Raw genomic sequence first — 19803 nt, 5'->3', positions numbered from 1 at the left:
AGATCTACAACTACCGTGAGCTGCGTGCCGAGCTCGAGCAGCGCGGGCACAGGTTCCGCACGAAGTCGGATACCGAGGTGCTGGTGCACCTCTACGAGGAGCACGGCGACGACTTCCCCAAGCATCTGAACGGGATGTTCGCCTTCTCCCTGCACGATCGGACCCGGCGCCGCGTCCTCCTGGCGCGCGACCAGATCGGCATCAAGCCGCTCTTCGTGGCGAGGCTCGCCGGCCACGTCGTGTTCGGTTCGGAGATCAAGGCGCTCCTGGAGAGCGGCCTCGTCCCCCGCGAACTCGACCATGACGCCCTGGCCGAGTTCATGACCTGGGAGTACGTCCCGGCACCGCGCACCCTGTTTCGCGCCGTCCGCAAGCTGGAGCCGGGCTGCACGCTGGCGATCGAACTCGCGAGCGGCGAGATCAGCGAGCGCCGCTACTGGGACCTGCCGGCGGCCGATCAGGTCGAGCACGGCCGGCACGACTGGGCCGACCGCCTCGATGCAGCACTGGGGGCTGCCGTGCAGCGGCAGATGGTGGCGGACGTGCCCCTCGGCGCCATGCTGTCCGGCGGCGTCGACAGCTCGCTGGTCGTGGCGAAGATGGGCAAGGGCGCCCTCACCTTCTCGATCGGCTTCGACGACGCCTCCTATGACGAGCTACCGCACGCCCGGCGGGTCGCGGAGCATCTTGGGGTGCGCCACGAGGTCGAGGTAATCCGGCCGGACGTGCGCGGCCTGTTCGACCATCTCATGCATTTCATGGACGACCCGATCGCGGATTTCTCGATCTTCCCGACCTTCCTCGTGTCCCGCCTGGCCCGGCGCCACGTCACGGTGGCATTGAGTGGCGATGGCGGCGACGAGTTGTTCGGCGGCTATGATACCTATGTCGCCCAGGGCATGGCCGGCCGGTGGGAGAGACTGCCGTCGTTCGTGCGTGACGGCGTGATCGCGCCGATGCTCGATCGCATCCCGCCCCGCCCGCAGAAGAAGGGCCTGATCAACAAGGCCAAGCGGTTCGTCGAGGGAGGCCGCCTTGATCCGTCGCTGGGCCATGCCCGCTGGCGGATGTTCGTGGACCGGGCACTTCGCGAGCGGTTGTTCGCGCCTGGATTCGGCGCCGGATCGATCTACCGCGCCGAATCGCATATCGAGCGCTACATGGCCGAGGCGCGTGGTCGGGACGAGACGGATCGCGCCCTTCATGTCGACATGAAGTCCTACCTGGTCGACAACTGCCTGGTGAAGACCGACCGGATGTCGATGGCCTGCTCGCTGGAGGTGCGGGTGCCGCTGCTCGACGTCGAGATTGTCGACCTCGCCTTCCGCATGCCTTCCGACCTGAAGCTCAAGGACGGGGTGACCAAGCCGCTTCTGAAGGAAGTCACGGCGCGTCATGTGCCGAAGGAGAGCGTCTACCGCACCAAGCAGGGCTTCTCGATCCCGATCAAGCACTGGCTGAAGGATGCCTTCCGGCCGCTGACGGAGGAACTGCTGGCACCGGAGCGTCTCCGGGCCGACGGGCTGTTCCAGGCGGACACGGTCCAGCGGCTGCTCTCGGAGCATTGGGACAACCGCGCCAACCACAGCCACATCATCTGGGCGATGCTGGTGTTCCAGGACTGGCGGAGCCGCTGGGGCGTCAGCCTTTGAGCCCAGGCACGGTGGAGAGGTTCGACATCGCCGTCATCGGTGGCGGTGTTCTCGGCCTGTGCCTCGCTTTCGAGGCCGCCCGGGCCGGCCGCTCCGTCGTGCTCCTGGAACGTGAAGCCGGCTTCGCCACGCGCACGTCGGCGAACTGGTTCAGGATCCTGCATGGTGGGCTGCGCTACCTGCAGTCGCTCGACCTGGTCCGTCATCGGGAATCGGTTCGGGCTCGCCAGGAATGGCTGCGCGACTTCCCGGGCCTGGTCGAGCCGCTCCCCTGCCTGATGCCGCTCACCGGCCGTGGCCTGAAGCGCCCGGCTTTGTTCCGTGCCGCCTTCGCGATGGACGCGGCCCTGGCACGGAGCCGCAACCACGGCATTCGGCCCGACCGGCACCTGCAGGCGGGCCGTGTGCTAAGCGCCGCGGCGACCCGGCAACTCGTGCCGCAACTCCATGATCCGCGCCTGCAAGGCGGTGCGCTTTGGACCGATGCCGTCGCAAAGGACACGGTGAAGCTCACGCGGGCATTGGCTGAACGGGCGCAGGCGGCCGGTGCCGATCTCAGGGTCGGGCGGGAGGTTCAGGAGGTCGTCCTGGACGGTTCGAGCGCCACCGGTGTGCGCACGAGCGATGGCACACGGATCCAGTCATCCTGCGTCGTCAATACCACGGGTCCCTGGACCGACGGGATGCTGGCGCATCTGCCGACCATCCGCCGCCGGGACCTGTTCCGCCCTTCCCTGGCGTTCAACGTGGTGCTGGATCGCCCGGCGCCCTTCGAGGGTGCGCTGGCTGTGCAGGCGAGGCGGCCCAATGCGCCGGTCCTGTTCGTCTATGCGATTGAGAGCGGCCTGTTCGCCGGCACATGGCATGCGCCGTGGACGGACGAGCCCGACAAGGTCGAGGCACCGGAGAAGGAGCTTCAGGCGTTCATGGCCGACTTGGCCGATGCGCTGCCATGGCTGGACATCGGCCCGGACGCCGTTCGTAACGTTCATGCCGGGCTGCTTCCCGTCGAGGCCCCCGGCTCGATCGAACTGACCGACCGGCCGCTCCTGGTGGACCATGGTGCGGAAGGCGGACCGGCGGGCCTGCTGTCCGCAGCCGCCATCAAGTTCACGACGGCTCCGCAACTTGCCAGGCAGATCCTCGCCAGAGCTGTTGTACCCCGGTAAGTCGCGTCGTGCGACCAGCCCCCGAGGCCGAAGAAAACTAAAAAGCGTTGTCCTGTGCATCTGCCCGGCCTCCCGGAAAGTAGGATCTAGGCAGAGTGCCGTGACCGTTCATCACGAAGCGAACGTGAGGCGGAGCGGAAAGAACAGAGGGGCATCTCGATGACGGAAACTGCTACGCCGGCGGGCACCGACCGCCGCGGCCTGATGGCGCGCACCCTTGGCCTAGCGAGTGCCATCGGCCTGGGCGGCGGCTCGCTCCTTGCCAGCGCCACGCCGGCGTCCGCCCAGGCGATCACGGAGTTAGACGTCCTGAACTTCGCCCTCAATCTCGAGTATCTCGAGGCCGAGTTCTACCTCCGCGCCGTCTATGGAAGCGGCCTGCCGCCTGGTGAGGTCAGCGCCGGTTCGCAGCCCGTCGGCACCGTCACCGGGGGACACCAGGTCAGCTTCGGGGCCAAGTTCCAGCGCGAGATCGCGATGGAGATCGCCCAGGACGAGCGGGCCCATGTGACCCTGCTGCGCGGCGTGCTCGGCAACGCGAAGGTTGCGCGCCCGCGCATCGACTTCCAGTCATCCTTCACCGCCCTGGCGCGGGCATCGGGCGTCATCGGCCCGTCCGGCTCCTTCGATCCGTTTGCCACCGAAGAAAATTTCTGGCTCGGCGCCTTCGTGTTCGAGGATGTGGGCGTCACCGCCTACAAGGGCGCTACGCCGGCGCTCGCGTCCTCGGCCTATCTTGAAGCTGCGGCGGGCCTTCTGGCCGTCGAAGCCTATCATGCAGGCGAGATCCGGACGCTGCTGCTCCGGGCCGGCAAGGGCTTTCTCGGCAACCGCATCGGTCGCGCCCGGAATGCCATCGACGGCCCCACCGAGACCGACCAGGGCCCGACGGCCAACAGCAGGGTGAACATCGTCCCGACCGACCAGAACGGGCTCGCCTTCTCCCGCACGCCACGACAGGTTCTGGACGTCGTCTATCTCGGCACCAACGCCACCAAGGGAGGCTTCTTTCCGAACGGCATGAACGGAAAGATCAGATAGGCGATCGCGGCAGGTTGGTGGCCTCTTCCCGCCATCATCCCGCCTGCCCGATCCGGCCCCGGAGCCGCCAAGGCCTACGAGCCCCAGCCTCAGATTCATCAACCAGGAAGCGAACGTCTCAGCCGTCGTCTCAGATAAACCGGGAGCAATATTCACGCCAGACTTCGTCTGGTTCTTGAGCTGGCGGGAAAAAGTAGCCTCGATGGCAGGAGCATCTATCTAATTATTGAATAAGACTTGGCCGGCGGTGCTTTGTTTCTTCAGGCGATTGCGTCCTTCAGGCCCTTGCCAGACTTGAAGCGGACGACCTTCGACTCGGCGATGGTGATCGTCTTGCCGGTCTGGGGGTTGCGTCCCTCGCGCGCCGCGCGCTGGGCGACCTCAAACGACCCGAATCCTGTGATGGTGACCTTGTCACCGGCCTTCAGCGCCGCTTGGATGCTCTCCAGCATGGCGCGGACCGCCTTGCCGGCCTCGGCCTTGGTCATGTTGGCCTTGTCGGCGACCGCAGAATTGAGCTCGTCCAGGGTCATGGAGTACTCCGCTTCATGGCTGAAAGTGAATCGCGCATTAACATGGCAATCGATGGTTGCAAATACCGATAGCCTCCCCGGTCTCCGCAGCGGCAAATCCAGTGTGCTGATCGTGGGCGCGGGGCCAGCCGGCCTGATCGCTGCCGAGCGAATGGCCGTTCATGGCATCAAGGCAGTTGTCGTCGATGCTTCCCCGGCGCCGGCACGCAAGTTCCTGATCGCGGGCAGAGGCGGCCTCAATCTCACTCATGCCGGAACGGTCGACCAGTTTCTGCCTCCATACGGATCGGAGCAGAACTGGCTCCGGCCGTTTCTGCAGGCGTTCGACGGGACGGCGCTGCGGGACTGGGCGGATGGGCTGGGGGCGGAAACATTCGTCGGCACCAGCGGGCGGATCTTCCCCAAGGCGCTGAAGAGCACGGACCTCCTGCGGGCCTGGCTCGCGCGCCTCGCTCGGCTGGGCGTGAACTTGAAGCTGCGTACCAGGCTGGTCGGCATCGAGCCTTCCGGCGCGGTCCGGCTACGAGATGCCGAGGGCGAGCATGTCTTGCGCTTCGATGCCTGCATTCTCGCCCTGGGTGGAGCAAGCTGGCCCAGGCTCGGCTCGGACGGTGCTTGGCGAGGTCTGCTGGCAGGCCTCGGCATCGAGGTACGTGACTTCGAGCCGGCCAATATCGGCATGATCGTGCCCTGGTCCGACGTGGCCCGCACCCGTCTGGAGGGCCAGCCGCTCAAGAACCTCGCTGGCAGCGCGGGACCGGCGCAGGCCAAGGGAGAGATCCAGCTGACCGCCTATGGCATTGAGGGCCAGCTCGTCTATGCCTTGGGCCGGGCGCTCCGCACGCAGCTCCACCGCGAGGGAGAGGCCCTGCTGCAGCTGGACCTGAAGCCCGACCTCGATCTCCATGCCATCCTGGACCGCCTCGAGCGCCCACGCGGCAGCATGTCCTGGTCGACCTGGCTTACCAAACGGCTGAAGCTGCCGCCATCCGTGCCAACCCTGTTGCGCGAGGCCGGCGTGACGCCGCAGAGCGACGTTTCGGATCTGGCTGCGGCCATCAAGAGCCTGCCGATCCGGATCGTCGGCACGCGCCCGATCGCCGAGGCGATCAGCACGGCCGGCGGGGTGGCACTGCACGAGGTCGACGAGCGGCTGATGCTGCGAAAGTGCCCGGGCCTGTTCCTGGCCGGCGAGATGCTGGACTGGGAGGCGCCGACCGGCGGCTATCTCCTCCAGGCCTGCTTCTCCACCGGTGTGGCGGCGGCCGACGGCGTGGCTGCCTGGCTCACGGAACGAGCAGGATCTTGCCCACGTGCACCGAACTCTCCATGAGGCGGTGGGCTTCCGCGGCCTGTTCCAGCGGCAGCGTCGCATGCACCACCGGCTTGATCCTGCCGCCCTCCAGGAGAGGCCAGACCTGCGTCCGAAGGGCCTGGGCGATGCGTCCCTTTTCCTCGACCGGCCGTGCCCGCAGGGTCGAGCCGGTCCAGGTCAGCCGCTTGACCATGAGCTTGGTGAAGTCCGCCTCGATCCGGCTGCCCTGCAGCCAGGCGATCTGCACGATTCGCCCATCGATAGCCGCCGCCTCGAGATTGCGCGGCACATAAGCGCCGCCGACCATGTCGAGGATGACGTCCACCCCCTTCCCGCCGGTCGCTTCCTTGACGACGGCGACGAAGTCCTCGCTGCGGTAGTCGATCCCGCGGCGAGCGCCGAGCTCCTCGCAGGTCCTGGCCTTCTCCGCCGACCCTGCGGTCGCATACACCTCCGCCCCCATGGCGGCGGCCAACTGGATCGCGGTCACGCCGATGCCCGACGTCCCGCCATGCACGAGGAGCCGCTCGCCGCGCTTCAGCCCTCCGCGCTCGAAGACGTTCGTCCAGACGGTAAAGAAGGTTTCGGGCAGGCCGCTGGCATCGAGGTCGCGCCAGCCCTTGGGAACGGGCAGGACCTGCACGGCCGGAGCAATGCAGTACTCGGCATACCCACCTGAGGCCACCAGCGCGCAGACATGCTCGCCCAGCGCCGGGCTGGCGACGCCCTGGCCGAGCCGGACCACCTCGCCTGCGACCTCCAGGCCCGGCACGTCGGAAGCTCCCGGCGGTGGCGGATAGCTGCCCATCCGCTGGAAAACATCCGGTCGGTTTACCCCGGCAGCCGCGACCTTGATCAGCACCTCGCCCTGCCCCGGCTCGGGCAGCGGCATCCGATCGACCTCCAGCACCTCCGGCCCGCCGGGACGCAGGATCTTCACGTAGCGCATGCCGCCAGGCAATGACGGGGCCATGATTGTTTCCTTCCTGCAGGCGGTCATACGCCAGGGGGTCGCAGCCCGGCGGCACCACACTTGTGCACGTGCATGATCGACATGCACATATCTGCTGTGCCGTCCGGCACGACGATCTTGTCTGCTCAACCTGGCGTGCCCATGATCCGGGAACAATGACCACGACTGCTCGAACCCGCGCTCAGATCATCGCCGAGGCACCCCTGCGTCCTGCGCAAGGCGGCCGTGAACACGTGCGCGGCGGCGCCAGGATCGGTGGCGCCACGAAAGCCTGCGCCTGGCCCGGATGTGCGGCCTGCGGCGAGTATCGGGCACCGCTGTCCCGCCAGGAGTTACGCCAGTACCAGTGGCTCTGCCTGGATCACGTGCGCGAGTTCAACAAGCGCTGGGACTATTTCCAGGGGATGGCCGCCGAGGAGATCGATGCGCACCGCCGCGACGACGTGACCTGGAGCCGGCCGACCTGGCCGACAGGCCTCAGCGCGGCCGAGATGCGGCTGAAGGATCCGTTCGAGCTGCTGCACGCGCATGGCTTCAGCAGCCATCGCCGCGAGGAGGGCCCGCCGCGCCGGCCGCCCACCACGGCGCAGGTCCATGCCAGGACGCTTGGGCTGGACCCCGGCTTCACCGTGGCCGAGCTGAAGACCCGCTACAAGTCGCTCGCCAAGAAGCATCACCCCGACCTGTACGGCGGCGACCGCCAGCAGGAGGAACGGCTGAAGGAGATCAACGCCGCCTATACTTGGCTGCTCGCCCATCCCGAGGCTCGCTGACGGTGGCGCGAGCCGCGCAGGACAGGCTGCGGTGACCAGCCAGGAGCCGGCGATGCAGTGGGTGGCGGACATCGATGCGCGGTTGGACTACGCCGCCTGGCCGTGGGCCGACGAGCGGCGGTCGGCGATCGAGGACCACTGGGCAAAGCTGACGGCCACGAACCCGGCGCTCTACAATGGACAGGTGCTTGTCGCGCGGGAACGGCGCCTGGTCGGCGACAGGCTGAAGGTGCGCTACCTCGCAAGCGACTATGCGGCCTTCCTGATGCTGCGCGACCAGGGCTTTCCCGATCCCGGCACCGGCAACTGCTTCGCCATGGCGGCCTTGCGCAGCTCGGACGGCGCCTACCTTCTGGGCGTCATGGCGGCGCATACCGCGAATGCCGGCCGCATCTATTTTCCGGCCGGCACGCCCGAACTGGCGGATGTCCTGCCGGACGGACGTGTCGATCTGCTGGGCAACGTGCTGCGCGAGCTGGAGGAGGAAACCGGCCTGTCGAGGGAGGACGTTCAGGTCGGCCATGGCTGGACCGTCGTGATCGAGGGGGGCCGAACGGCGCTCATGCGAGAAATCGGCACGGACATGCCGGCGGAGATGCTGAGGAAGCGGGTGCTCGGCTTCCTGGCCTCCGAAGCGATGCCGGAGTTCTCGGACGTCCGGCTCGTTCGGGAACCCGCCGACCTCGACGAGAACGCCATTCCGCCTTTCGTCCAGCGCTACCTTCGCGCCATGCTCCCGCAAGCATCCTCCTGAAGCTGCGGTTTCTGTCGAAAATGAGCCTGCTTCCCTTGTCGCAAGGGTGACCATCGACCACGTCTGTCTCGCCCTGCCAGGGTTGGCGATGGACCGGACGTTCTGCTAGTTTCCAGCCCGTCGAGGTGGGCGCTGCGGGTGCGGCGCCCTCGTTCGGGCTGGCCCTCGTCCAGCGCCATGCGCCTTCAGCCTCGCTTCCTCCGCGTCTTCGGATCCGTCATGACTCTTGCCGACCAGAGCACGTTTCTCGATCCCTCGAACCGGATCGATCTACCCGCCACGCCGGACATCCGCGTGTCGGTGCGTCAGACGTTCGGGATCGACAGCGACCTCGAGGTCAGCGCGTACAGCCGACGCACCGATTATGTGCCGGACCTGGACGAAGCCTATCGCTTCGATCACGACACCACGCTCGCGATCCTGGCGGGCTTCGCCTACAACCGGCGGGTGATGATCCAGGGCTATCACGGCACCGGGAAGTCGACGCACATTGAGCAGGTGGCGTCCCGGCTGAACTGGCCTTGCGTGCGGGTGAACCTGGACAGCCACATCAGCCGCATCGACCTGGTAGGCAAGGACGCGATCGTCCTGAAGGACGGCAAGCAGGTCACCGAGTACCGCGAAGGCATCCTGCCCTGGTCCCTGCAGAACCCGGTGGCGCTCGTGTTCGACGAGTATGACGCAGGTCGCCCGGACGTGATGTTCGTCATCCAGCGCGTCCTGGAAAGCCAGGGCCGCATGACCTTGCTCGACCAGAACAAGGTCCTGCGCGCGCACCCGGCCTTCCGCCTGTTCTCCACGGCCAACACGGTGGGCCTGGGCGACACGTCGGGCCTGTATCACGGCACGCAGCAGATCAATCAGGGCCAGATGGACCGCTGGTCGATCGTGACCCAGTTGAACTATCTGGAGCACGATGCCGAGGTACGGATCATCCTGGCGAAGTGCCCGGACTACGACACAGCGGAAGGCCGCAAGCAGGTCTCGCAGATGGTGAGCCTGGCCGACCTGACCCGGAACGGCTTCATCGCCGGCGATGTCTCGACGGTCATGTCGCCGCGCACGGTAATCACCTGGGCCGAGAACGCGCGGATCTTCAAGAGCCTGCCGCTGGCTTTCCGCCTGACCTTCCTGAACAAGTGCGACGAGGCGGAGCGCTCGACCATCGCCGAGTATTACCAGCGCTGCTTCGGCCACGAGCTGCCGGAATCGGCGACCCGCCTGGCGCTGGCCTGACCCGGCTCTTTTCGAGGAGGACGCGGATCCGTGGCAGCCGTCACATCGCGCCCCGGCGCGACAGCTGAGCCGAACCAGTCTGCGCGCGAGCGTGTCGACACGTTCCAGCGCGTGGTCGGTGCCACCGTGCGCGCGATGGCCGGCAAGCCGTCGCTGGAGGTCCAGTTCCGTGCCGGGGACGCCAGGCGGCCAGCCGACAACCGCCCTGCGGAAGGCGTGCGCCTGCCGACGCCGCGCCAGGATTTTGCCCGCGCCGACCTCGCCCGCATCCGCGGCGAGGGCGACCAGTCCGCGCTACGGCTGCGCCACCACGACGCCAAGCTGCATGCACGCCATGCGCCGACGGGCGAGATCGCCCAGCTCGTCTACGACAAGATGGAGCAGGTGCGGGTCGAGGCCTTCGGCTCCTCACGGATGGCCGGCGTGCGCGAGAACCTGCAGAGCGCCTGGAAAGCCAGGGCCAAGCCGATCGAGATTGGCGGGCAGGAGCAGGCCGGCCACATGGCCGAGATCGTGGAGCTGTTCGCCCGCGAGCAGTTGCTAGGGACGGAACTGCCGGCCCCCTTCGCCAAGGCCCTGGAGCCGTGGCGGGACTATCTCGCCCAGCACATGGCGGGCCACCTGCCGAAGCTGGAGTCTTTGCTGGAGGACCAGGAGCAGTTCGCGATCGAGATGCGCGATCTCCTGAACGATCTGGGCTTCACGACGGAGGAACTTCCCGAGGAAGGCGAGGGCCAGGACGATAGCGAAGACCAGGACGACGATCAGCAGGACGGCCAGGAAGGCGGCGAGCAGGGCGACGACGGCAGCGGCGACGACCAGCAGCAGGACAGCCAGACCAAGGAGACCAGTGCCGCCCAGGACGCGACCGAGGCCCAGGAAGGCGAAGGTGGGGAAACCCAGGATGCGATGACGGAGATGGGTGGCGAGGAGGAGGGTGAAGCGCCCGCTTCCAACCGGCCGAGGCCGCTCTCCACCCAGAACGACCCGAACGCCTACAAGGTTTATGCGAAGAAGTTCGACGAGGTCGTCACGGTCGAAGAACTGTGCGGGCCGTCGGAGCTGACCCGCCTGCGCGGCCAGCTCGACATGTCGCTGCAGCGCTTCCATGCCATGATCGGCAAGATGGCGAACCGGCTGCAGCGCAAGCTGATGGCCCAGCAGCAGCGCTCCTGGCTGTTCGACCTGGACGAGGGCATCCTGGATGCCGCCCGCCTCGCCCGCGTGGTGATCAATCCCAGCCACGCCCTGACGTTCAAGGTCGAGAAGGAAACAGACTTCCGCGATACGGTCATGACGCTGCTCATCGACAATTCCGGGTCGATGCGTGGACGTCCGATCGCGGTGGCGGCGATGAGCGCCGACATCCTGGCGCGCACGCTCGAGCGCTGCGGCGTGAAGGTCGAGATCCTGGGCTTCACCACGCGCGCCTGGAAGGGTGGCCAGTCACGCGAGCAGTGGCTGCGCGAAGGCAAGGCGCCCAATCCCGGCCGGCTCAACGACCTGCGCCACATCATCTACAAGGCGGCCGATACGCCCTGGCGTCGCGGCCGGCGCGCGCTGGGCCTGATGCTCCGTGAGGGCCTCCTCAAGGAGAATATTGATGGCGAGGCGATCATGTGGGCGCACGAGCGCCTGCTGGCCCGCCCCGAGCAGCGCCGCATCCTGATGGTGATCTCCGACGGCGCGCCGGTCGACGACAGCACCTTGTCGTCGAACCCCGGCAACTATCTGGAGAAGCATCTGCGCCAGGTCATCGAGCAGATCGAGACGACCTCGCCGGTCCAGCTGCTTGCCATCGGCATCGGCCATGACGTCACGCGCTACTATCGGCGCGCCGTGACGATCTCCGATCCGGAACAGTTGGGTGGCACGATGCTCAAGCAGCTGGCGGAACTGTTCGAGCTGGATGACGACGGGCCCGGGCGCGGGCGCCGGCGGGCCGCCTGATCGGAGCAGGCGGCCTCAGGCCTCCGTCCGTTCCGATACCGCCTGCGCGAACTTTTGATGAAAGCGCCCATAGCCGTTCTCGGTCTGGCGCAGATGCTCACGCGCGATCGCGTGCAGTGCCGGCAGCTTGTGGAACGGCACGGTCGGATAGGAATGATGCTCCGCGTGATAGGGCATGTTCCAGGCGAGGAAGCGCACGAACCGCGTCGTGTAGGTGGTCCTCGTGTTCTCCAGCATGTTCGCGACATGCGGGCAGCGCGCGTGTTCGGCGAGCAGGTAGGCGCGCAGGAATGGCTGGCCCAGCAGCACCGGGACAATCCACAGCCATAGCAGTGCGGTCGAGCCCGCCAGCCCGGAGCCTATTGCCAGCAGCGCGTAGCCAACCAGCATGGCCCGGGCCTCGATGATGACCCTGCGCCGTCCGCCCCTGGGAACGAAGGATGCATCGCCACCGTTCCTGGCGTTGGCGAGCACGGTCTGCGCCATTGAACGCCAGAGCGGCAGGCCGGACAGATAGGCCACGTATTGCCAGAGGGTCTCGGGCTTCGGGGCCATCAGCTCCGGGTCATGGTCAGGATCGTGCGTGTACCGGTGGTGGGCCAGGTGGAAGTATTTGAACCAGGCCGGGGGAACGAGGATCAGGAAGCCGGCCAGGTGCGAGACCGCCGTATTCAGCCAGGCCGAGCGGAAGGCCGTCTTGTGGATCGTCTCGTGCAGCGCCGTGAACAGGAAGACGATCGCGATCCCCTGCGGCAGCATCAGGAAAGGCCAGCCCGGCACCCCGAGCTGGATCAGCGTGCCCAGGACCACGATCAGCCCAAGATGAGCCGCCAGCTGCAACAGACCTGGCAGGTCCGAGAGCCGGGTAAGCTCGCGCCGGCTGGCCGGATCGATGCTGGAGAGGAGCGCGCGGTGATCGGTGATGGCCATGGCCCGGGTGGATCGGGCCCGGACCGCGCTCTTGTCAAGACGCGCCTCGCGCAGTGAGCACCGCACCCACCACGGCAGCACCAGTTCCGCCTCCGGCAAGCTTGGTACCGGACAAGCCGCTGCTGGCTGCCTGCTACATGTTCACCTCCCTGCTTCTGGCCCTGACCCAGGGGCTGGGGATGAACTTCATCTCGACCAACGTCCTGCAGATCCAGGGCTCGCTGGGTGCCACCACCGTCGAGGCGTCGTGGCTGACGGCCGCCTACATGGCGCCGAACGTCAGCTTGGCGCTGCTGCTCATCAAGATCCGCACCCAGTTCGGCCTGCGGCGCTTCGCCGAGATCGGGATCCTGATGTTCATCCCGGTGGCGGCGATGCACCTGTTCATCAACGACCTGCAGTCCGCGGTCGTGGTGCGATTCTTCAGCGGCATCGCCGCATCACCGCTTTCCTCACTGGCCTTCCTGTACATGCTGGAGGCCTTCAGCGCGCCCAAGCGGCTGACCCTGGGTCTTGGTCTTGCCATGCTGAACCTGAACCTTGCCATGCCGCTGGCCCGCATCATGTCGCCAGACCTGCTCGACATCGGCCTCTCGCAGCAACTCTATCTCGTCGAGATCGGGCTCGCCGCGATCTGCTTCGCCCTGGTCTATCTCCTGCCGCTGACCAGCCCGCCACGCGCCAAGGTGATCGAGCAGATGGACATCGTAAGCTACGGGCTCATCGCCATCGGCTTCGGCCTGACCGCCATCGTCCTGTCTGTGGGGCGGTACTACTGGTGGATGGAGGTCCCCTGGCTAGGCTGGATGCTGGTGGTAGCCGTCTTGGCGCTGACCGCCGTCGTGATCATCGAGCTGCACCGGGCGAACCCGCTCGTCGACATCCGCTGGCTCGCCAGCCGCGAGGTCATGACCTTCGCTGTCACGATCCTCCTGATCCGCCTGCTCCTCTCGATCCAGAACGTTGGCACGACCGGGTTCTTCCAGGTCGTGAACATCTCCAACGAGCAGACCATCGACCTCTATCTGGTCGTCCTCGTCGTCACGATGGCCGTGGGCCTGTCCTGCGCCTTCCTGTTGAAACCAGGCCGCACGGCCTACTTCCACATGGCCGCCCTCGCCTGCCTGACACTCGGTGCGGGCCTGGAGTCCCAGGCCACCAACCTCACCCGCCCGCAGGACATCTATCTGAGCCAGGGCCTGATCGCCGCATCGCTGGCGCTGTTCCTGCCGCCCACGATGATGGCCGGCATGACCCACGCCGTAGCACGCGGCCTGAAATACATCCTCAGCTTCTTCGTGGTCTTCCTGACGACCCAGAGCCTGGGCAGCCTGCTGGGATCCGCCATCTTTGGCACGTTCGTGACGGTCCGCGAAAAGTTCCACTCCCACCAGCTCGTCGAGCAGATCCTGCTGACCGACCCGATCGTGGCAGGACGGGTCGCCCGGCTAGGCAACGCCTATGGCCAGGTGCTGACCGACCCGGCGCTCGTCAAGGCCGAGGGCTTGGCAACGCTGGCCCAGCAGGTGACCCGGGAAGCCACCATTCTTGCCTACAACGATGCCTACCACCTCATCGCCGTGATCGCGATCCTGACCCTTGCGGCGCTGATCGCGCATCGCTTCCTGCGCCACCTGGAACAGGAACTTTACCCCAACACCTCGGAGGCCAATGGATGATAGGATACGGCCTGGCATGAACATCCTCCGTTCACCGACGAGCCTGATTGCCCTGGCCCTGGGCATCGGCGGCGTGGTCCTCGTCCTGTATGCTTGGCGCCTGCCGCCATTCGTCAGTTCGGTGCAGGTCACCGAGGACGCCTATGTGCGAGGCCAGGTGACCACCATCTCGCCACAACTATCCGGCTATCTCACCGAGGTGCCGGTGCAGGACTACCAGAAGGTCGAGGCAGGTCAGCTTCTCGCTAGGATCGACGACCGGATCTTCGCACAGAAGGTGAAGCAGGCCGAAGCGGGCCTGGCCGGCCGTCACGCGGCGCTCGCCAACTCCGAACAGCGGCGCCATTCCGCCGAGGCCAGAATCAAGTCCGGGGAGGCCCAGGTCCAGAGCGCCCAGGCGGCGCTCGATCAAGCCCAGGCCGAATGGCGGCGTATACGCCCTCTACTGGAGCGCGGCTTTACGACTGCCCAGGAAGGCGAGCAGCGCCAGCTGGCGGAAGCGCAGGCGAGGGCCACGCTGGATCAGGCCAAGGCTGCCCTCGACGTGCTGCATGAGGACGTCACCTCGATCCTGGTCGACCGGCAGTCACTGCAGGCAGCCGTCCAGGGTGCCGAAGCAGCCCTCCAGCTCGCCCAGATCGATCTCCAGAACACGCGGATCGTTGCACCCGAGGCCGGGCGCCTGGGCGAGGTCGGCGCGCGGCTTGGCCAGTATGTCGCCGTCGGTACCCAGCTGATGGCCCTGGTCCCGGATCGGACCTGGGTTGTCGCCAACTTCAAGGAGACGCAGCTCTACGGCATGAAGGTGGGTCAACCAGCCAGCTTCACGGTGGATGCCCTGCGTGGCGCGGCCATGACCGGCCATATCGAGCGCTTCTCCCCCGCGACCGGCTCGGAGTTCACGGTGATCCGGCCGGACAACGCGACCGGCAACTTCACGAAGGTCGCCCAGCGCCTGCCTGTCCGCATCGCGGTCGACCAGGGGCAGCCGCTCTCCGACCAGCTGGCACCGGGCATGTCGGTCGTGGTGAGGGTGGATACGGCAGCGGCCGTCGATTGAGACGGCGGTCAGTCGATCGGATGCAGCACGCGGTGGAGGAAATCCTGCGTCCGGGGGTGGCTTGGCCGTACCAGCACCTCCGATGGAGGCCCCTGTTCCACGATCACGCCTCCGTCGATGAACAGCACGCGATCGGCGACCTCTCGGGCAAACGCGATCTCGTGGGTGACGATCAGCATCGTCATGCCTTCCTTCGCCAGATCGCGCATCACCGTCAGCACCTCGCCGACCAGTTCCGGATCCAAGGCGGACGTAGGCTCGTCGAACAGAATGGCACGCGGCTGCATCGCCAGTGCACGAGCGATCGCGACCCGCTGCTGCTGGCCGCCCGACAACTGCTGCGGGTGCGCCGATGCCTTCTCGGCGAGGCCCACCCGCTCCAGAAGTTCTCGTCCCCGCTTCTCCGCGGATGGCTTCTTCTCGCCCTTCACATAAACGGGGCCCTCGATCACGTTCTCCAACACCGTCCGGTGCGGGAACAGGTTGAAGCGCTGGAAGACCATGGCGACTTCCATGCGGACCTGCTGGATCGACTTGTCATCACGATTCACGGCCTGGCCTTCGACCAGCACCTTGCCCTTCTGGTAGTTCTCCAGGCCATTGACGCAGCGGAGCATGGTCGACTTGCCCGAGCCGGACGGGCCGATGATGCAGACCACTTCGCCCTTGCCGACGGTGGCGTTCACGCCCTTGAGGACCTCCAGCGCACCGAAGCTCTTGTGGACGTCCTGGAACTCGATCATCGGCACGATCAGCGCCTCCGGCCCATGCGCTTCTCCAGCCAGCGGCTCAAGGCCATCAGCGGCAGACACATCACGAGGTAAAGCAGCGCCACCGTCGTGAACACCGCCGTGTTCTTGAAGGTGGAGGAGGCGATCAGCTTGCCCTGCAGGGACAGTTCGGCGACCGTGATGGTCGATGCGAGCGAGCTGTCCTTCAGCATCATGATCAGCGTGTTGCCATAGGACGGCAGGATGATCCGGACCGCCTGGGGCAGGATCACCCGGCGCATCATCAGGCCGCGCGACATGCCGATCGACTGCGCCGCCTCGGTCTGCCCGTGATCCACCGCCTCGATGCCGGCACGAAAGTCTTCCGCCTGGTACGACGAGTAGGCGATCCCCAGGCCGATGATCGCTGCTTGCAGCGCGGTGAGTGCCACGCCCAGCTCCGGCATCACGAAATAGATGTAGAAGAGCTGCACCAGGATCGGGATGGCACGCAGCAGGTTCACGATCGTGGCGCTGGTCAGGCTGAGGGCGCGGTTGCTGGAAAGCCGCATGATCGCCCAGACCAGTCCCAGCACGGTCGAGAAGACGATCGAGCCGATCGTGACGATGAGGGTGAGCTGGATCCCTTTCATCAACGCCGGCAGGAAGTTGACCATGTCCTGAAGAAAGCTGCCCATACCGACCTTCTTCAACGTTCAGGCGGCGGCCGGACCCCGGCCGCCGCCTCGTGTTCATCGAAAGGTTCGAGGATCCTGCCTCAGCTCAGGCTCCACTTCTCAATCATCTTGTCGAGCTCGCCGCTCTCCTTCAGCTCGGCGATCGCTGCGTTGATCTTGGCCATGCGCTCGGTGTCGCCCTTGGCGGTGATGATGCCGATCCTGCCGGGCAGGGCCGCCTTGTAGGTCTTGACCAGATGAACCTCGGGAAACTGGCCCTGGCCCAGATAGTAGGAGGCTACCGGATAGTCGACGAATCCTGCCTTGATGCGACCGGCGTTCACGTCGTTCATAACGGCCGGGATCGTGTCGTAGGCCTTCACCTCGCTGAAGATGCCGGCCTCTTCCAGGGCGGCGATATACACGGTGCCGAGCTGGGCACCCACGATCTCGCCCTCCACGTCCTTGAACGAGGTGTACTCCTTGGTGTCGTCCTTGCTGACGACCATGCCCTCACCAAAGCTGTACACGTCGTCGGAGAAGTCGACGACTTCGGCGCGCGTCGGGGTGTTGTACATGGCCGCCGAGATCAGATCGATCTTGCCCGAGGTCAGGGACGCAATCAGGGCCGAGAATTCCATCGGCTCCATCTGGACATCGAAACCGACCTTCTCGCCGATGACCTTGATCAGCTCGACCATGAAGCCGTCGATCTGGTTCTGGTCATTCAGGAAGGCGAAGGGGATGCCTTGTGCCTCCGTCCCGACCCTGAGCGTCTCGGCCCCGGCAGGCAGGCTGCCAAAGCCGATCGAGAGTGCGATCACGCTGGCGAAAACCGACTTGAAGCGCATTGCGAAGTTCCCCTTGTATTGAAAAGGTGGCGGACGCTCTTGGCCTGGCTGCGCGCGCACCACTAAAGCCTCGCTGCCCGTCACGCTATCATGGATCGGCCTGCCTCGTTCGGGGGGTCCTCCGCTCACTTGCGACACCACCGAGATTTTAGGTGACGGATCCGCCACATTGGCTGTCGGGGCCTCTTGCAAACGGCACCATCAGAGACCTTATGCAGGACAGCCGGAAATGCTTAACGCAGCGGCATGCAATCTTCCCGTCCAGCAGAAGCCGACAGCCAGCATCGGATGACCTCCGAACGCGGCAAGCGTGTCCCATCCGCCGACATGCGCCTCTGGTACCGGCACTTGGAACGCTTATGATGTGCGCGGATCAGCCCGGGACCCCAAAACCTTGACCAACCTTGCCTTGACCATCCGCTTGAACGCCAACGACAACACCGTCGTGGCGCGGCTGGACATCCTGCCGAACACGCATCTCGGCAACGAGGACGTGCGCACCAGCCAGCGGATCCCCGCCGGCCACAAGGTTGCGGTACGGCCCATCGCCAAGGGCGAGCCGATCCGCAAGTTCAACCAGATCATCGGCTTCGCCAGCCAGGACATAGCACCCGGCGAGCATGTGCATGTCCATAATTGCGTGATGCAGGACTTCGACCGCGACTATGCGGTCGGCGCCGACGTCAAGCCGATTGAGTACGTGCCCGAAGACCAGCGTCCGAGCTTCACCGGCTATCTGCGCCATGACGGCCGGGCCGCCACGCGCAACTATATCGGCGTACTGTCGACGGTGAACTGCTCGGCCACGGTCTGCAAGTTCATCGCCGAGCGCTTCCCCAAGGAGGTCCTGGCCCAGTACCCGAACGTGGACGGCATTGTCGCGATCACGCACGGGACCGGCTGCGGCATGGCGGATGCCGGCGAAGGCTATGGCAACCTGCAGCGCACGCTCTGGGGCTTCGCGCGTCATCCGAACTTCGCGGCTGTGCTGATGATCGGCCTGGGCTGCGAGGTGAACCAGATCGACTTCCTGCTCGACGCCTACCAGATCAAGCCCGGCCCGCATTTCCGCACCATGACGATGCAGGCCACCGGCGGCACGCGCAAGACCATCGAGCGCGCGCATGAGGTGATCAAGGAGATGCTGCCGGACGTGAACGAGTACGCCCGCCAGCCGATCTCCGTGTCGGAGATCAGCCTGGCCCTGCAGTGCGGCGGCTCCGACGGTTATTCCGGCATCACCGCCAATCCTGCGCTCGGCCATGCTGTCGACCTGCTGGTCCAGAATGGCGGCACGGCGATCCTCTCGGAGACGCCGGAAATCTATGGCGCCGAGCATTTGCTCACGCGCCGCGCCGTCGACCAGAAGATCGCTGACAAGCTGATCCAGCGGATCAAGTGGTGGGAGAACTATACCTCCATCAACGGCGGCGAAATGAACAACAACCCGTCGCCGGGCAACAAGGCGGGCGGTCTCACCACCATCCTGGAAAAGTCGCTGGGTGCGACCGCCAAGGGCGGCACGCTCAACCTCCATGGCGTCTACAAGTATGCCGAGCCGGTCACGGCGCGTGGCTTCGTCTACATGGACAGCCCCGGCTACGACCCGGCCTCGGCCACCGGCCAGGTTGCCTCCGGCGCCAACATGATCGTGTTCACCACCGGCCGCGGGTCCTGCTTCGGCTTCAAGCCCACCCCGTCGATCAAGGTCGCGACCAACACGGCCATGTATCGCCGGTTGGAAGAGGACATGGATATCAACGCCGGCACGATCGTGGACGGCGAGGAGACCATCGAGCAGGTCGGCCAGCGGATCTTCGACAAGGTCATCGAGGTCGCCAGCGGCACCCCGTCCAAGTCCGAGGATCTGGGCGTGGGCGACCACGAGTTCGTGCCATGGATGGTCGGCGCGGTGATGTAATCGGGGGCCTCCAGCCGGTGCGCCAGGCTTGCACCGGCTGGAAACCCTTCTCCCCGCCGGCGCACTCGGCCGGCGGCCGCTTCTGTTCTTCTGGAAATCACCGTCAAGACAGGGGAGCCGGTTCGCCGGCTCCCTGGCGTTCCGCGGCAGGCATCATCGTGCAGTCGCTTGGAAGATCCCGATCGCGGAGCAGCCTGACAGGCGCCATTCCCTCATCCCGCCGAGATGAGGAACGGGCCAGGCAAATGCCTCCGCCGCTGTTCTACATCTGTAAGGCCGCGGTGCTGGTCGCAGCGCGGCTGAGGCACTAGGAGTCGAAGGCCCTCGACTTTCGGAACGCCTCGCCATGCGCATGTTGCCCGCCCTCCTGATCGCCGTCGCCAGCCTCACGAGCGGGATCGCCGATGCCGCCACGCTCGACCGCATCGAGCAGACCAAGACCATCACCCTCGGCTACCGGTCCGATGCCGTACCGTTCTCCTACAAGAACGAGATCGGTGAGCCGGCCGGCTACAGCGTGGAGCTCTGCCGTGTCGTGGCGGCCGAGATCAAGGCGTAGCTCAAGCTGGACAAGCTCGA

At 66.0% G+C, this 19803-nt stretch carries 18 protein-coding genes; 12 read left to right on the top strand and 6 right to left on the bottom strand.

Annotated elements, in window-relative coordinates; genetic code table 11:
* The 3 genes from asnB to VHL31_RS16525 form a co-directional block, all read left to right on the top strand.
* Positions 1-1652 (top strand): asparagine synthase (glutamine-hydrolyzing) (gene asnB / locus VHL31_RS16535; protein WP_329662334.1); only part of this gene is annotated, 1652 nt, incomplete at its 5' end.
* 11 nt (positions 1653-1663) lie between these two features.
* Complete coding sequence (locus VHL31_RS16530; protein WP_329662333.1) at positions 1664-2821, top strand: FAD-dependent oxidoreductase; 1158 nt, start codon at positions 1664-1666, stop codon at positions 2819-2821.
* 159 nt (positions 2822-2980) lie between these two features.
* Positions 2981-3862: a ferritin-like domain-containing protein gene (locus tag VHL31_RS16525; RefSeq protein ID WP_329662332.1), complete on the top strand. Its 882-nt coding sequence runs from the start codon at positions 2981-2983 to the stop codon at positions 3860-3862.
* 260 nt (positions 3863-4122) lie between these two features.
* On the opposite strand, the gene VHL31_RS16520 is transcribed toward VHL31_RS16525, so the two are convergent.
* Entirely contained in the window at positions 4123-4395 is a 273-nt protein-coding gene (locus VHL31_RS16520) for an HU family DNA-binding protein (RefSeq protein ID WP_329662331.1), read from the bottom strand.
* 103 nt (positions 4396-4498) lie between these two features.
* On the opposite strand from VHL31_RS16520, the gene VHL31_RS16515 reads away from it, so the two are divergent.
* Positions 4499-5728 carry a TIGR03862 family flavoprotein gene (locus tag VHL31_RS16515; protein ID WP_329662330.1) on the top strand — a complete coding sequence of 410 codons (1230 nt, stop codon included), beginning with the start codon at positions 4499-4501 and terminating at the stop codon, positions 5726-5728.
* Here the strand turns inward: VHL31_RS16515 and VHL31_RS16510 are convergent.
* Complete coding sequence (locus tag VHL31_RS16510; RefSeq protein WP_349262465.1) at positions 5682-6659, bottom strand: NAD(P)H-quinone oxidoreductase; 978 nt, start codon at positions 6657-6659, stop codon at positions 5682-5684. The genes VHL31_RS16515 and VHL31_RS16510 overlap by 47 nt on opposite strands.
* 179 nt (positions 6660-6838) lie before the next feature.
* On the opposite strand from VHL31_RS16510, the gene VHL31_RS16505 reads away from it, so the two are divergent.
* The 4 genes from VHL31_RS16505 (at position 6839) to cobT (ending at position 11396) form a co-directional block, all read left to right on the top strand.
* A complete protein-coding gene (locus VHL31_RS16505) occupies positions 6839-7456 on the top strand; it encodes a J domain-containing protein (protein WP_329662328.1) in 618 nt (205 codons plus the stop codon).
* Between the two features lie 31 nt (positions 7457-7487).
* Positions 7488-8210, top strand: coding sequence for a hypothetical protein (locus VHL31_RS16500; RefSeq protein WP_329662327.1), 723 nt, complete (start codon positions 7488-7490; stop codon positions 8208-8210).
* A 219-nt stretch (positions 8211-8429) separates the two neighbouring features.
* The gene (gene cobS / locus VHL31_RS16495) at positions 8430-9446 is read left to right on the top strand and encodes a cobaltochelatase subunit CobS (RefSeq protein ID WP_329662326.1); all 1017 of its coding nucleotides are present in this window, start codon (positions 8430-8432) and stop codon (positions 9444-9446) included.
* Between the two features lie 30 nt (positions 9447-9476).
* Entirely contained in the window at positions 9477-11396 is a 1920-nt protein-coding gene (cobT, locus tag VHL31_RS16490; protein WP_329662325.1) for a cobaltochelatase subunit CobT, read from the top strand.
* A gap of 15 nt (positions 11397-11411) precedes the next feature.
* On the opposite strand, the gene VHL31_RS16485 is transcribed toward cobT, so the two are convergent.
* Positions 11412-12326 (bottom strand): fatty acid desaturase family protein, encoded by a 915-nt coding sequence (locus VHL31_RS16485; protein WP_329662324.1) that lies wholly within the window; start codon positions 12324-12326, stop codon positions 11412-11414.
* 137 nt (positions 12327-12463) lie between these two features.
* Between VHL31_RS16485 and VHL31_RS16480 the strand changes: the two genes are divergently transcribed.
* Entirely contained in the window at positions 12464-14005 is a 1542-nt protein-coding gene (locus tag VHL31_RS16480; protein ID WP_414653755.1) for an MFS transporter, read from the top strand.
* Positions 14006-14021: 16 nt separating this feature from the next.
* The gene (locus VHL31_RS16475) at positions 14022-15065 is read left to right on the top strand and encodes an HlyD family secretion protein (RefSeq protein WP_329662322.1); all 1044 of its coding nucleotides are present in this window, start codon (positions 14022-14024) and stop codon (positions 15063-15065) included.
* A gap of 8 nt (positions 15066-15073) precedes the next feature.
* Here VHL31_RS16475 and VHL31_RS16470 read toward each other — a convergent pair whose 3' ends face one another.
* The 3 genes from VHL31_RS16470 to VHL31_RS16460 all read right to left on the bottom strand — a co-directional run bounded on the left by VHL31_RS16470 (position 15074) and on the right by VHL31_RS16460 (position 17303).
* Complete coding sequence (locus VHL31_RS16470; RefSeq protein WP_329662335.1) at positions 15074-15808, bottom strand: amino acid ABC transporter ATP-binding protein; 735 nt, start codon at positions 15806-15808, stop codon at positions 15074-15076.
* An 8-nt stretch (positions 15809-15816) separates the two neighbouring features.
* Positions 15817-16473 (bottom strand): amino acid ABC transporter permease, encoded by a 657-nt coding sequence (locus VHL31_RS16465; protein ID WP_329662321.1) that lies wholly within the window; start codon positions 16471-16473, stop codon positions 15817-15819.
* 80 nt (positions 16474-16553) lie between these two features.
* On the bottom strand, positions 16554-17303 hold the full coding sequence (locus VHL31_RS16460; protein ID WP_329662320.1) for an ABC transporter substrate-binding protein: 750 nt from the start codon (positions 17301-17303) through the stop codon (positions 16554-16556).
* Positions 17304-17697: 394 nt separating this feature from the next.
* On the opposite strand from VHL31_RS16460, the gene VHL31_RS16455 reads away from it, so the two are divergent.
* Positions 17698-19224 carry an altronate dehydratase family protein gene (locus tag VHL31_RS16455; protein WP_329662319.1) on the top strand — a complete coding sequence of 509 codons (1527 nt, stop codon included), beginning with the start codon at positions 17698-17700 and terminating at the stop codon, positions 19222-19224.
* A gap of 346 nt (positions 19225-19570) precedes the next feature.
* Entirely contained in the window at positions 19571-19783 is a 213-nt protein-coding gene (locus VHL31_RS16450) for a hypothetical protein (protein ID WP_329662318.1), read from the top strand.
* Positions 19784-19803: the final 20 nt, after the last annotated feature.

It is taken from the genome of Geminicoccus sp., from assembly GCF_036263595.1.
Classification (GTDB): domain Bacteria; phylum Pseudomonadota; class Alphaproteobacteria; order Geminicoccales; family Geminicoccaceae; genus Geminicoccus.
The sequence above is the reverse complement of the archived record's forward strand: the minus strand, read 5'-3'. Positions and strand labels throughout refer to the sequence as shown.